Below are 14,782 nucleotides of genomic sequence, written 5' to 3'. Positions count from 1 at the left end.
AGAAGGGAACCCGTTGGTTCATAACGAGAATGAGAAATTTGCGAATAAGGAAAGCGGGCCTATTCCTCCTTTTTGGCGCACCCGGCTCCGGGACATCGATGACGAGCTGGGCCAGGTGAAAATAGGAACCGTCATCGACTTGGGTGAGTCGGCGGGTGGCAGGGAAATCAAGGCGGTAGTCTACGGCGATCAAGAGCCTTATCCTAGGCGGGCGAATTATAATTCGGCTTGCGGAGCGGGAGATTTGGCCAGCTACAAGTCAATGGATAAGGATAGCCGCAAGACGCTGCTCCTTGTTGGCGGGATTCATGGCGGCGAATTGGAGGGCATCGCGGCCGTATTGAATCTGATTCATGCGCTCGAGACGGGGGAAGACCATCGAGGCAAGCGGCATGACGAGTTGCTCGAGCTTCTCCGCCAGTGCCGGCTCGTTCTGATTCCATGCATGAACCCGGACGGCAGGGCGCGGATCCCCCTTCGCTCCTTTGCCGGCCTTAGCATGGAGCAAATGCGTTATTACGTGCAAGGAACGTGGAAGAACGGCGAGTTATGCAACTGGCCCGATTGCAAAAAGGTGCATCCCATGAAAGACGAAGCAGGTTTCTTGGGCGGTTACTTTAACGATGACGGCATCAATTTGATGCACGACAACTTTTTCTTGCCGATGGCCGAGGAAACGAGATCGTTGTTGCGTTTGGCGGACGAGGAGCGGGTGGATGCGTCGGTATTGCTGCATGGCGGAGCCAACTGCACCAACTTCATCGTGCCGATCCGTTACGCACCAAAGTATATCCAGCAGGTGCAACATCAATTCGCCTTGCATGTCAAGGCGGCTCACGATCGGGAGCATATTCCGTTCGACGTAAGCGGCAACTGGGAAGACGGGGCCGCGTATCCTCCGCCGTCCTTCAATCTGACGTCCGCGTTGCATCATATAAGCGGCGGCATGTCCATGACGTTCGAATCCAATACGATGTTGAACGCTCCGGGAGCACAATATTCGTATGACCAAATCCTGGACAGCCACTTTATTTTATTCGCGGAGCTGATTCGATTTCAATTGAAAGGGGCCGGGATCCCGACCTAACCAATGAAACGGCGACGGCCACGGACTTCGTTAAACGTCCTTGGTTGTCGCCGGTTTTCGTTGCAATGCCGTTCAAGCGAATGGCCGCGCCCTCTGATGCATCTGATGCCAGCCGAATGCGATGCCGTTCTCCGGCAAACGATAGTAATCCTTATTGAAATAAGCCTGCTTACGGAGCATCATTCCACGAGCAGGCTTATTTGTTATGATTCGGATTTTGCACCTTTGAGCAACAGAGCAACTTCTAAATAAATAAGAACGAATCAAAAGATATACAACGTTGTTGCCGGCAGGCATCAATTCTATAATTTGAGAAGTAGAGCGCGCTACGATTTATCACTTCTAGGGGGATTCAAATGAAAAAAACGTTGTGGACGACTTGTTTATCCTTGTTAGTACTATCCGGAATGCTTAGCGCATGTGCAGGTAATACGAATAGCAATAACGCTCCCGAGAAGAACGCGGCTTCTTCCGAAAATGCAAACGCCGGTGACGTATCCGAGAAGCCGGTTGCAGGAGGCAAGCCGGTCGTCATTAGGCATACGATGTATGACAGCGAATTCACGAGCGAGATGGTTGCGGAATTCGAGAAGACGCATCCTCACATCAAGGTAGAGATCGTGTCAGCGGATTACAACAAGCTGATGGCGATGATGGCGGCTGGAAACGGACCGGATATCATTCGAACGAACTCCGTCACTGAGCTGCCTGGCTATGTTCTGAAAGGAATGGCGCTTGACCTGACGTCCAATTTCAATACAAGCAGCGTGTTCAAGACGGAGGACTTCCTTCCCGTGGTCAACCAATTCAAATACGACACCATTACGGGAGAGCATGGAAGCGGCGCTTTGTATGGTTTTCCGAAGGACTGGTCGCCTGACTATACGATCTATTACAACAAAAAGATGTTCGAAGAGGCGGGCGTACCTGTACCTAGCAGTACGGAGGCGATGACGTGGAAGCAACTCGTTGAATTAGGGCAGAAACTTACCGTTAAGAACGGTAACAAAGTAAGTCAATACGGTCTTGTGTATTTTAATGGCGGTACCATTGCGAATCAGGATTTAATTAATCTGCAACTGCTTCAGCAAGGCGGCAGCATGTACAGCGACGATTTTGGCCAAGCGGACTTAACGACTCCGCAGATGAAGGACTTGCTTCAGTTCTGGGTAGATACGGCGAAATCCGGAGTTGGTCCTAGCCCGTTGCATCAAGAAACGGATTGGGGCGGACAGTTGTTCGTCGATGACAAAGCGGCGATCATTATTGCAGGTTACTGGTTCTCCGGGTTTTTGAAGACAAACGAGCTGACCAAAGACCGGTTAGGCGATTTTGGCGTAGCTCCAGCGCCGACGATGGAAGGCGGCAAGCGGATCTCGCCAACCGGAGCGGGAACAGGAGCGATCATTTACAAAAACTCGAAGCATCCGAAAGAGGCATGGGAAGTGTTCGAGTGGTTCTTCGGAGGAAAGCCCGCGGAAGATCGCGCGAAAGCGGGATACGGTTTGCCGGGTACGCAGACGCTTGCGGAGATGCTTCCGCAATCGACGGAATTCGACAAAATGAATTACGATTTTATCCAAAACGAACTGAAATATACGGACGGCAGTCTGCCTTACAATCCATATTTGAACTATCAGGCCGTAAATTCGATTTTCGAGAAATACTTTACTCCCGTATACTTCGACAAAGATTCGATCGATGGCGCAACGCAAAAAATGACCGAAGAGTTGAACACGCTCATTAGCGAAGGTAAGCAACTCGTCAGCCCGGAGTAAAGCACGTTATAGGGTTGTCGGAGCAGATACGTCTCCGGCAGCCTTTTTTATACTTCGAATTCGTTATTAGTTACGCAAAGCAAGGGGGGCTTAACTTGAATCAGCCGGCTCAAACAGGCAAGTCTGCATCTTATGGATCCAAACGCTTTCGCAGTCGAAGCTTCAAGGAAGCGCTGGAGTTTTACGTATTCATCTCGCCATGGTTCATTGTTTTTATTTTGCTTGGCCTTATTCCTCTGTTATATGGTTTGTATCTCAGCTTCACTAACTATGCGGGCTTCAACATGGACCGGCTTGTATATGTCGGGTTCGACAACTATCGAAAAGTGTTTACCGATAATGATGCGATGTATTCGCTGGGGCGCACGATCTTCTTTACGGTAATCATGGTACCGGCGAGTATTGTGCTTGGATTTTTGCTCGCAGTATTGCTGAACCAGAACATAAAGGGTATCGGTATTTATCGTACGCTGTTTTTTATCCCTTCCATTATCCCCGTCGTGGCAGTCGGGACGATGTGGAGATCCTTATTCGTAGAAGACGGCGTCATCAACAATCTGCTGTTACAGCTCGGACTGCAGCCCGTCGATTGGTTGGGGTACGATTACGCAATCTATCCGCTCTTCATTATGCTTCTGTGGGGTGTGGGAGGCGGCATTCTGATTTATTTGGCAGGGCTGAAGGGCGTATCGAAAGACCTGTACGAGGCAGCGGCCATCGATGGCGCGACGACGGTGCAGCGCTTTGCAAAAATCACCATTCCGCTCGTTACTCCGGTATTGTTTTTTCAATTCATTATGAGCATTATCGGTTCCTTGCAAATTTTCGTACAGCCTATTCTGCTCGCCGCTAATTCGAACAGCTTGCTATCCACGCCGATCCGTCCGAATTACGTGTATTCGGTGCATGCTTTTCAGCAAATATTTGCCTATGGCCGATTTGGTTACGGACTAGCGCTACTGTGGGTGCTTTTCATTATGATTTTAGCGCTAACGGTCGTGGTGTTTTCTACAAGCAAGCTGTGGGTATTCTACGAAGTCGATCAGGGGGGGAAATAAGATGGTGAATGCAGGCGTACAAAATAAGCTGTTCAGAGTCGTTATCTACATGCTGCTTGTCCTTTTATCCATCCTATTCGTTATCCCGCTGTATTGGCTTGTGACCAATTCCTTGCAGATCGTAGGTTCGGCATCCACGTTCTGGCCGACCAGCTTGCGCCTCGTTAATTACAAGTACGCCGTAACCTTTATCGATTATTGGGGTTATGCCAAAAATTCGATTATCATTACGGCCATTTCCGTCGCGATTCCTACGATTACAAGCGCCTTAGTAGGCTACGGCTTTGCAAGGCTTCGGGCTCCGGGGAAAAACGTACTGTTCCTGCTGATGCTCTCTACGATGATGCTGCCGGGCATCGTTACACAGATTCCGACGTACGTCATATTTTTCAAGCTCGGCTTCATTAATACCTTTTGGCCATGGCTGTTTTGGGCGCTCGGCGGGAGCGCGTTCAGCATCTTTTTGTACCGGCAGTTTTTTGCGGCTTTCCCGAAAGATCTCGAAGAGGCGGCCCGTATTGACGGCTGCTCAACGTTCCGTATTTTCTGGAACATATTTCTGCCCATCTCGCTGCCCGTTATTGCAACTGTATCCATTCTCGCCTTCAACGGGTCGTGGGGGAATGATTACATTACACCGTTTATGTTTCTACAAAATGATAAGTATCCGCTCGCGACCGCCTTGTTCTCGATTGGCTACGTATTTCCCGGGCAGAAGGAGATTACGATGACGCAAGTGCAGAGCGCGGGGCTCATCCTTTTCGTTTTGCCGATCATCATCGTGTTCTTTTTGGGGCAGCGTTACTTGGTTGAAGGCGTCGTTTCTTCAGCCATCAAGGGGTAACGGAAAGAAGAATGGAGGGACTGGAATGGGAGGAACAAAGAAGAGATTGGAGATAGGAAGTCTGATGCTTCCATTATTCATGGTGGCTTTTATTCTGGTGCTTGCAGGCTGTACGCAGCCAGACGTCAAGGAACTTCCTGTTGTGTCGTACGCGGCGCCGGCCGAACTGCCTGCTAATTACCGCTCGTCCGACTATACGGTGGAAGCGGGGGAGAGCGTTATCGATTTGTACAACGGCGGCAATAACAGCTGGAACAACCCGGTCTCTTACGGTTATTTCGATATGCCAGGCGGCACTACGATTAAAATTACTCCGAACTTTGAGTACGACACGTATGAACTGGTCCCAAGATCGCTTGGGCTTAAGGGAAAACGGGATGGAGACACCATATCCTTTTCTCTTAACGGTCCTGCCAACGTTACATTAGTGCTCGACGGAAACTATCAGGGCAGGGTGCTGCATTTGTTCGCCGAGTCGCCGGAGACGGATATCCCCGATCCTTCCGACCCGAACGTCATCTACTTTGCTCCAGGCTTCCATGATTTAAGCGGATACGGCACGGCGCCGACGATGATCGGCTCGGGCCAGACGTTGTACATTAGCGGAGGAGCGGTGGTAAGGGGGCGTTTTCGGGCGGATAATGCGACGAATGTGACCATAAGAGGCAGAGGCATTCTGCTAAACGACTATAGAAGCAAGGATGAATACGATGACATTGCTTTATCGTTGAATCACATTACTCATTCGACGGTAAGGGATATCATTGTGAACCGCGACACGAACAGCTGGACATCGTCGCTGTACGGAAGCAGCGATGTGCAAGTGTTGAACTATAAAGCGGTAAGCCCAAGGTTCGCAAGCTCGGACGGGTTCAATATTATAAGCAGCCACGATATCGTCTTCGACGGTTCCTTTATCCATTCCGCCGACGACTCGATAGCCATTAAGGGGTTGTCGCATGAAGAAGATCCGGCCAAAGCGTTGCCAGTGTACAACATTACCTATAAAAACTCACAGCTATGGTCAGACGCCAATAACGCGATCGGGATCGGAGCCGAGACGGTCGCCGCTTATTTCAAAGACATTACCTTTCAAAATATAGACGTACTCTATAACTACGACGATCGCGACCATCCGGATGTGCTTCCAGATCGTTCTGCGATCAATATATTCGCGCTGCACGGCACGGAATTTAAGGATATAACGTTCGAAGACATTCGGGTTGAAAAGGCGAAGAGGCTTATTAACGTTCAGATGGACACGTCGTTCTATTTCGGCGCGATTCAAGGGAATTGGGCTTGGCCGGGGTCGATTAGCGGCATTCGATACAAAAATATTACGTCTTATTCGGATGGAACGAACGAAATTAAATTGAATGGCTGGAGTAAAGATCGTCTCCTGTCGGATATCACGTTTGACAATATCAGAATCAACGGAAAGAAAATAAAAGACTCAAACGATCCGCATTTTACGGTGAACGCGTATACGGAAAATTGGAAAGTGAAATAGGAGGCAGCCATAGGCTTATGGTGGATGGACTGGAATTGCGATCGGAAGAAGAGGAGTGATGGGGATGAGCAGTACAATTATACGTGAGAATGGTACGGCAATTTGTATAGATGCCGCTCCGCCGGGAATTTCTTACGCGGTGAGCGAAGATCGGCTTCGGCTGCAAGGCGAGGACGCGTTCGGTGCCGATCCAGACGGACTGGTATTGTCACGGGATTGGCAGTTGTCGGTGTGCGGGCATGGGGTTCCCGTATATGCTGTTCCTGTTACAAACGGAGGCCCGGCTTCGTTTGCTTCATTGTCCTTTGCAGGCGAACCGGCCGGCATTACGCTTGTTGCGCGAAGCGCAAGGAAGGTGCAGAGCGCGTGTGTTCGTCCGGCCTCTCGAGGCATTCAGCCGGAAGTGTTGGATCGTGAAGTTCATATCCCGATTAACGGTCCTTGCAAGCTGATCGTGGAGACGAACGACGATGAAGAACGACCATTATTCATAACGGTGCATGCCGAAGAGCGGGATATTCCGGTCGAAGGCGATTCCGGCGTCATCTATTATGGACCGGGCTTGCACCAAGTGAGCTGTATGGAGTTGACCCAAGGACAGACGCTTTATGTGTCGGGAGGGGCCGTGCTGCAGGTGTTCGTTCCCGAGAATGAGATTCCGGTCGTCGAGAGCGACTGGGCGAAGAAGAAGGTGTACCGTGATTTCATCGTCACAGACGGAGGCAAGGACATTCGGATACGCGGGCGGGGCATTATCGATATGTCCAGGCTCGATTGGCATGCCCGCAAGGCGATGTTCATTCATGAGAGCAGCGGCGTTTATATCGAGGGATTGACGATCGTCGGAACGTCGCATTGGACCATTCATCTGTCAAAGTCGAGCGATTGCTTCGTTTCCGATATGACGTTGATTGGCTATAGAGAGAATAGCGATGGGATTGATATCGTAAACTGCCAAGGCGTAACCGTCGAGGACTGCCTGATCCGTACCGGGGATGACGCCGTAGTGGTAAAAGCGATGGCCGCGCCTCCCGCAATCGGCGGAAGAGATATTACGGTTCGCAGATGCACGGTGTGGAACGACAAGGTTCGCTGCTTCGGCATTACAGGCGAGACGCGGACCGATATTCGCGACGTCGTCTTCGAGGATTGCGATATCGTGCACAGCGTGGCGACTTGGACGGAAGAGCTGGGATCTCTGTGCATTATCGTCGGAGATTCCGGCACGATAGAGAACGTGCGGTTCGAACAGATCAGGATTGAGGATGAACGGCAGTATGCGATGGTTTGCCTTATCTTCAAGGACCGTTGGTCCGTTGATAGAGATCCGGGCCGAATCCGGAATATTCTGTTCCGCAACATCCATGTTCCGCAAGGCGTGCCTTCACTGTTCCACGGCTTCGATACGGACCATCTGGTCGAGAATATTCGCATCGAAGGGCTGTTCGCGGATCGAGCATCTATTGAGCGGATAAAGGATGCAAACCTCCGAATCAATGCATTCACCAGCAACTTGCAGTTGATTAGTTCCGGTTCCTCTAATATATAATGGAGTAAAATGGTTGTCGTCAGAGGGGGGATTAGCGAATGGTCGGCGAACGGTACAAGCTCATGATCGTTGACGATGAATATGAGATTAGGCAAGGACTTCGAAGCATGGACTATTCGGCACTCCGAATCGAGGTGTCGGATGAATGCGAGAACGGTCTCTTTGCGTTGAAAGCTTTGGCAAGCGATCCGGTGGACATCGTAGTGACGGACATACGGATGCCTCTTATGGATGGCTTGGAATTAGCGGAAAAAGTAGCTTCCCGATATCCGCATACCAAAATAATCATTTTATCGGGTTATGACGATTTTGAATACGCTAAAGCAAGTATGAAGCTTGGGGCGCTGGATTATTTGCTGAAGCCGCTAGATTTCACGGAATATGAGAAAGTATTGAAAAAGGTTGTTCATCTCATCGGCGAGGAGAAGGAACAACAGGCAAGGACGGCCGCGCTTGAGCGACAAGCGAAGCTGTCCGCCCGGCATCTGCGCAAAAAGTTTCTCCGGGATATTCTGCAGAGAGACATGACGGCAGATGACATCGAGCTCGAGAGCGTTTCGGCAGAAGTGATGCTGGAAGAGAACGGGGAATATGCGGTATGCTTGCTGCGCTTTACCGCCTATCCGGAAAGGCCGGCGGGCGTGGGGGATAAGGATTGGAACTTAATTTTATTTACCTTGGATAATTTGCTGCAGGATCTGTGGGACGAGAGAGGGCTTGGGTATCATTATGTTGATCAAGATGGGCAATGCTTGCTCATTGTTACCAATCCGTCGGCCTTAGCTGCGCTTAAGGGAAGCCAGGACGGGTTGGCAGGCGAGCTCGACCGCCTGCTGGACGGTCTAAAGCGGTTTCGCGGACTGTTTAAGTCCCACGCGGCGTATTCCGTAGGCCCGATTGTAAGCGGTACAGGGCATATTCGGGTATCATACCAAGAGGCAGAACGTTCGTTTTCTTCGATGAATGAACACAACAGCAGCCATGAACGAGAAGAGCCAGCTTGCCAAGAAGCGGCGCCTCGCAAGGATATGGGGCAGATGAACTCCAAACGTCTCATTCAAGAGGCAAAACATTTCATCGAACATCATTATGATCGGACTATCACGTTGGACGACGTAGCCAAACATGTCCATTTGAACGCCAGCTATTTAAGCTATCTGTTCAAAGAACTCACCGGACAGAAGTATATCGATTATTTGACGGAATTTCGAATCGAGAAGGCAATCAACCTATTAAAGTCGACCAACTATAAAGTGCACGAGATCGGGGAAATGGTAGGTTACGAGAATCCGAGATACTTTACGCTGGTATTCAAAAAATACGCCAAACAATCACCGAACGAATACCGCAACGCCACGTATGCCGTAGGCGATACGGACGTTGGATTATGAGATTTCGTTATCACCGCAACCGTCTCGTCTTAATCGCAGTTCTGCTGACCTTGCTGTCCGAAATCGCGTTCGTCGGCATCAGTTATTGGAATACGCGGGATGTCGGCTCCGAAATTCGGCGCGCTTCCGAGCAAAATCTATCTAAACATGTAGAGAGTCAGATCGCATCAAAGCTTGGCGAGATGAACTCCTTGTCGCTGCAGATTGAATCGCTCGATTTCATGAATTACGCTCGCTCGTTCTTAAGCCTTCGCCCGCATGAGGAGGAAGTATTGGCTAGGAACGAGCTGAATTCGCGTCTTGAACAGCTTCATTTGCCGCCGGGCTCTGTCGATCAGATTTATTTTATAGGTGAAAATATTAACCAGCAAAACTTTGGCAAGTCATTCATCGACGGTACGTTCATTCCGGGTAGTGAAATTCCATGGATCGACGAACTGAGAAGATCGGGCCTGCTTGATTCGTTCACCCGATATTACGGCATGCCAACGTACATTCCGCCAGGTATGTTCACGGACATGATCGAGGCGAACAAAGGACGTGTCACGGAGGATGAGCGGCAGCGCCTTGATTCGTTCTTCAAGCGAATTGAAGGCCATCTGATTATCAATAACGGCGTTAATTATTTGAACGTGTTGTCTGTCATCGTCCTTGATGAACGCATCTTTACAGCCGAGCTCCCTACGACGAGTCTATGGGAGGGGTATGTCGCCGTAATGGACGAGAATTGGCAGACGTTATGGTCGAATGTGCCGAACGGCGACGCTATGAAGATGGTCGCGCAGCGAATGGAAAGCGGATTAGCCGAGTGGGAGCAGCAGCTTGATGGAGAATATAGAGTAAGGACGATGTCGATATCCCCTTATGGGCTTCATATCGTCTTTTTTGAACGTGAAAAAAGCGATTCGATGTGGGGAAAGAACTATATTTACGCTTACCTCGCTTTTTTTGCATGTACACTGCTGATTGGATTTGGGATTGCGTTCAAGCTGGCTAATTGGATTATGTATCCGTTCCGGATGCTGGCCAGAATGGTATGGAAGAAAGGAAATGATCTCAATTTCCAGAGCGTCATTCCCGAGGATCGGTTCACGGAAGGGTGGCTTTCGAAATTTACGATAAGGGGCAAAATATTGCTGCTTCTTCTGTCATCCGTCCTTATTCCAGTCGTAATAGCAGTCGGCATGCATTTGTTTATGATGTATAGCTATGTTTTCAATAAAGCGGTAGATTTATCGGTTGAATCGTCGAACCATCTCGTCGTGGAGCTGCGCGACCGGATGGAACGGTACGAGAATCTGACGAATCGTTTGTCTACGGATAGCCGGTTGACGAATTTAACTTCACCGTATTCGTATAAGGAAAACATTGAAGATTTTACGGTGGCCAGCTACCCAGGACTAAGCGATCTCTCCTATTTCGTCTTATACGATGTCGGAGGAGTTGCCCGCTATTCGTCGGCCTTCTACAATAATCTGACCTTATTCAAGCTGTCTGCGATCGACCCTGATCTGCTCAGCAGCTTGAATCCGGAGCAGATCGTATGGGTTACCGGGCTTGAAGACGTATATGGCCATCCTTCCATGATGCTGATTAAGAAGCTGTCCGTTCCGTCACTGCTAACGGGCAAGACAACGGACGCTTACCTTCAGGTCGTCTTGAAGGAAGACGCGTTCTCCTATGTGACGTCGGACCGGAAGCAGAGCTTTGTTATGCTGGATCATTCCGGCCAATTCATTTATTCGAATACATCCTCCGAAGGCTTCAAAGAAGCGGCTAGCGAGAGGTGGAGCGGGAATGTGCGGGATATGGGGAAGGTAGGGATTGATCAGGTCGAAGGCAGCAATCAGGTTATCGTGCATCGCGAGATCGGCAGCATGGACTGGTCAACCTACGTCTTTATGACAATCGATGATATTTATTTGAAGATTAACAGCATGTTCCAACGGTTTATAGTGCTCATCGTCCTGATCTTCCTTATTATTTTAGCTGCGATGTGGAATGTCTCGTCCCTGCTGATCAAACCGATTGAACGGTTGAAGCATGCGGTTGAGAAGGAAGAGGTGCTGCCTCTCGGGCCTGAGCATAGAACGGGTCCGCGGGATGAGATCGGCCGACTTGTCGTGAGCTTTAACCAGATGCTGGGGCAGATTCATGAATTGATGGAAGAGAACATCAACAAGCAGATCCGTGAGAAGGATTTGGTCACTTCAAGGATGAAAGCCGAGCTCGGCATGCTGCAGCAGCAAATCAATCCTCATTTTCTGTATAACACCTTGGAAGCTATCAATATGCGGGCGCGGCAGTATGGCGCTACAGAGGTAAGCACGATGGTACACTCTTTAGCCAAAATATTTCGTTTTACGATTAATACCGGCAATGAAGTAGTACCGCTTAGTGAAGAGATCGAGCACGTCCGCAACTACTTGACGATACAAGAGCTGCGGTTTCAAAACAAGTTCGCCGTTGTTTGGAAGCTGGACGAAGCGGCTCTGGCAGCATCGGTCCTGAAGTTCATTTTGCAGCCGATTATTGAGAATGCGCTTCAGCATGGAATTGATGACCTATATGAGAACGGGATAATCAGCATAAGCGCCGAAGTGGCAGACGAACGGTTAGTAATCGTCGTATCGGATAACGGAATTGGCATGAGCGATGAAGAACTGAAAAAGGTAAGAGATTTACTAAGGATGGACTCGGAGCAAATGACCCTTGAGCCAGTTAAAGGATCGGCACGTTCGAGCGGTGTAGGGCTTGTCAACGTCTATCAACGGCTGCGCATTTATTACGGAGAGCGGCTTGAATTGACGGTCGAAAGCGAAGAGTTCATAGGAACGACGATAACCATAAGACTTCCGTTTTAAATTCCTAAATAGAAGTGAATGAATCCAAAGAAAAACCTCCTATTCAATACCGCCTGATTTTGTAATATAGTGCTTAGAACAATTAGTCTGCACACTATAGGAGGCGGTGGTATCATGGTAAAACAAGCGGTAGTCGCTTCATTAAAAGCAATAATTTGCGTTGTAATCTTATGGACAGGTTTGGATTTCGACACCACTGTACAGGCAGCGGGCACGGTTACGACATACGATGCGCCGATCGGGGCATCCCGGTCCTACGACTTTGTTGTATCGGTAGATGCGAGCAATGTCGATTTGTATGGCGACAAGAACGGCTGGAACAATACGGTGTCATTTGGTTCTTTCGATTTCTCTGGTACCGTATCGGTGTCGGTAATCGTTAATTTCCCTTTCGCGTCCTACAAGCTAGCCCCCGAATCGTTGGGAATAGCCTCGACGAGGACGGGCAACACGATTACGTTTGTGCTCTCTCAACCAACGAACGTAACGCTTGTTCTGGACGGGAACTACCAAGGAAGTGTATTGCATTTGTTCGGCAATGCTCCGGAGATGGACATCCCGAGTCCGACGGATCCGAACGTTATCTATTTCGGTCCGGGATACCACGATTTGCGCAATACGCCGAATGAGCAAATCAATGTAGGCAGCGGGAAGACGTTGTATATTGCAGGCGGTGCGGTCGTCAACGGACGCGTCGTCGTCCACTCCGCCAGCGGCGCCGTCATTCGCGGCAGAGGCATCCTGACCATGAACTGGCGCACGGCCGACGGTTATTGGGACAGTCCCATGTTTATCGAGAATAGCAGTAACATCGTACTTCGAGATATTATAGTAAACCGCCGAGCGAGCAGCTGGTCGGGCAAAGTCGCATTAAGCAATAACGTAACGGTGAGCGGTTATAAAGTAGTCAGTCCGACCTATGCTAGTACAGATGGGCTGAATATTATTAATTCACATGATATTACTTATAATAATGTATTCTTCCGAACGGCCGACGATTGTATCGCTATTAAAGGCGGCGTAGGCGGTCCTGAGGCCAATCCAGCCTTCGGTGCGCCGAATTACAATATCACGATACAGAACAGCCAATTCTGGAGCGACGCCAATAATGTATTTACGCTTGGCGCTGAGACGCAAGCGGCCTATTACGATAACATCCAATACAAGAACATCGACGTTTTGTACAGCTTTGACGATAAGACGTATCCTGGGCAACTGAACGAACGTGCAGTGTTTGGCATTACATCGCTGCACGGGACGCAGTTCAGAAACATTCTGTACGAGAATATTCGTGTAGAACAATGCGAACGCCTCATTAACCAATCGTTCGAGGATAGCTTCTGGTTCGGCTCCATTCAAGGCAATCAGACTTGGCCGGGATATATATCCGGCGTCACGTTCCGCAATGTTACAGTCAAAGGTACTGGCAACAAAGAAATACGGCTCCATGGATATGGCTACCAAAAGCAGATTAGTAATATTCGTTTTGAAAACGTTACCATCGGCGGGCAGCCAGTGACAAGCCTGGGCGACCGCCATTTCGATCTCAACCCGTACGTCAAAAATGTGTTTTTTCATGCGTTGACCGACGAATATTCCGCTGTTCTCGGATATACCCCCGTTCAAGGGGAGAATCAATGGTCCTACAAGGAATGGAACGGAAGCGCATATTCCGATATGACGTGGAACGTGGGTTCGAAGAAGTGGAGGGGGGCGTATGCATACGGAGGGATGTGGAGTCCGTTCTTCATCCATCCTGATACCAACGATGCAGTGAAAGCGTGGAAAGCGCCGAAGGCGGGAACCGTTCAAATTAAAGGGCGCGTCTTCAAATGGGATATAACCGGCGGGGACGGCGTACGGGTTAAGATTATGAAAAACAATACCCAGCTATGGCCTAGCAGCGGATGGCATACAGTCGCTTACAACGATAACAGTGGTTTAATCCATGGACCTATCGTCAATGTGGCCGCTGGCGATCATGTTTATTTCATTGTGAATCAGAACGGCAACAGCGGTTACGATACAACTGTCTGGGATGCAGCTGTTTCATATCGTCCGACATACAATGCGACGACTGATTTCCAGACTTATCAAGGCGCTTGGAATTGGAAATACCAGCAATGGAACGGCGCAGGCTACAGCGATATGGCGTGGCATTCAGTTGACAAGCAATGGCGCGGCTCGTACACATACAATACGATATGGAACGGAAGTGCTATGCACCCGGATACAAACGATACAGCGAGAGTTTGGATGGCGCCGATGTCCGGAACGATTCGTATTTCCGGGAACGTGAAGAAAGCTGGGGCTGGCGGAGACGGCGTACTCGTCAAGATAATGAAAAACGGCACGCAAGTATGGCCGGCAAGCGGTTATCAGTTTATAGCGCATGACGATATTAGCGGCGTATACCATGATGTGAGCATAACAGTTGCCGCAGGCGACAACATCTACTTCCTATTGAACAAAAACGGAAACAACGGATACGATACGACGATTTGGAGTCCGGATATTACGTATTCATAACGAAGAGAGCCTCCAGCAGCAATACTGGAGGCTCTTCGATATGAGTCGGCAGAAGCAGGCGTATTATCGTAACAAACGACAAGCTTTTTTCCAATGAAATGACATGGATGTTTCTGCCGGAGTGTGAGATTATGTAGGGACATATAAACCCCGCATCGTCAGGCATCGACGG

9 protein-coding genes are annotated in these 14,782 nt (G+C 49.5%); all 9 read left to right on the top strand.

Features of this window, described 5'->3' with window-relative positions:
- Positions 1 to 13 precede the first annotated feature (13 nt).
- The 9 genes from H7F31_RS31990 to H7F31_RS31950 all read left to right on the top strand — a co-directional run bounded on the left by H7F31_RS31990 (position 14) and on the right by H7F31_RS31950 (position 14,610).
- A complete protein-coding gene (locus tag H7F31_RS31990; protein ID WP_187102138.1) occupies positions 14 to 1,087 on the top strand; it encodes a M14 family zinc carboxypeptidase in 1,074 nt (357 codons plus the stop codon).
- Between the two features lie 356 nt (positions 1,088 to 1,443).
- Complete coding sequence (locus H7F31_RS31985) at positions 1,444 to 2,865, top strand: ABC transporter substrate-binding protein (protein ID WP_187102137.1); 1,422 nt, start codon at positions 1,444 to 1,446, stop codon at positions 2,863 to 2,865.
- A 95-nt stretch (positions 2,866 to 2,960) separates the two neighbouring features.
- Positions 2,961 to 3,923 carry a carbohydrate ABC transporter permease gene (locus tag H7F31_RS31980; RefSeq protein ID WP_087571279.1) on the top strand — a complete coding sequence of 321 codons (963 nt, stop codon included), beginning with the start codon at positions 2,961 to 2,963 and terminating at the stop codon, positions 3,921 to 3,923.
- Position 3,924: 1 nt separating this feature from the next.
- Entirely contained in the window at positions 3,925 to 4,767 is an 843-nt protein-coding gene (locus tag H7F31_RS31975) for a carbohydrate ABC transporter permease (protein ID WP_087571278.1), read from the top strand.
- A gap of 25 nt (positions 4,768 to 4,792) precedes the next feature.
- Positions 4,793 to 6,277, top strand: coding sequence for a glycoside hydrolase family protein (locus H7F31_RS31970; protein ID WP_187102136.1), 1,485 nt, complete (start codon positions 4,793 to 4,795; stop codon positions 6,275 to 6,277).
- Between the two features lie 64 nt (positions 6,278 to 6,341).
- Positions 6,342 to 7,826, top strand: coding sequence for a glycosyl hydrolase family 28 protein (locus tag H7F31_RS31965; protein WP_187102135.1), 1,485 nt, complete (start codon positions 6,342 to 6,344; stop codon positions 7,824 to 7,826).
- A 38-nt stretch (positions 7,827 to 7,864) separates the two neighbouring features.
- A complete protein-coding gene (locus tag H7F31_RS31960; RefSeq protein ID WP_187102134.1) occupies positions 7,865 to 9,217 on the top strand; it encodes a response regulator transcription factor in 1,353 nt (450 codons plus the stop codon).
- On the top strand, positions 9,214 to 12,081 hold the full coding sequence (locus H7F31_RS31955) for a sensor histidine kinase (RefSeq protein WP_187102133.1): 2,868 nt from the start codon (positions 9,214 to 9,216) through the stop codon (positions 12,079 to 12,081). Before H7F31_RS31960 ends, H7F31_RS31955 begins: the two co-directional genes overlap by 4 nt.
- A 114-nt stretch (positions 12,082 to 12,195) precedes the next feature.
- A complete protein-coding gene (locus H7F31_RS31950; RefSeq protein WP_187102132.1) occupies positions 12,196 to 14,610 on the top strand; it encodes a glycosyl hydrolase family 28 protein in 2,415 nt (804 codons plus the stop codon).
- The last annotated feature ends 172 nt before the right edge of the window (positions 14,611 to 14,782 follow it).

Source organism: Paenibacillus sp. PAMC21692, assembly GCF_014303795.1.
GTDB classification, from domain to species: Bacteria; Bacillota; Bacilli; order Paenibacillales; family Paenibacillaceae; genus Pristimantibacillus; species Pristimantibacillus agaridevorans.
Note: the sequence above shows the minus strand (reverse complement) of the source record. Positions and strands in the feature narration are given on the sequence as shown.

What these genes read in the sequence shown, in the direction of transcription:
- H7F31_RS31985 (WP_187102137.1), top strand. Translation starts at nt 1,444, where the DNA reads ATGAAAAAAACGTTGTGGACGACTTGTTTATCCTTGTTAGTACTATCC.
- H7F31_RS31975 (WP_087571278.1), top strand. Translation starts at nt 3,925, where the DNA reads ATGGTGAATGCAGGCGTACAAAATAAGCTGTTCAGAGTCGTTATCTAC.
- H7F31_RS31970 (WP_187102136.1), top strand. Translation starts at nt 4,793, where the DNA reads ATGGGAGGAACAAAGAAGAGATTGGAGATAGGAAGTCTGATGCTTCCA.
- H7F31_RS31965 (WP_187102135.1), top strand. Translation starts at nt 6,342, where the DNA reads ATGAGCAGTACAATTATACGTGAGAATGGTACGGCAATTTGTATAGAT.
- H7F31_RS31960 (WP_187102134.1), top strand. Translation starts at nt 7,865, where the DNA reads ATGGTCGGCGAACGGTACAAGCTCATGATCGTTGACGATGAATATGAG.
- H7F31_RS31955 (WP_187102133.1), top strand. Translation starts at nt 9,214, where the DNA reads ATGAGATTTCGTTATCACCGCAACCGTCTCGTCTTAATCGCAGTTCTG.
- H7F31_RS31950 (WP_187102132.1), top strand. Translation starts at nt 12,196, where the DNA reads ATGGTAAAACAAGCGGTAGTCGCTTCATTAAAAGCAATAATTTGCGTT.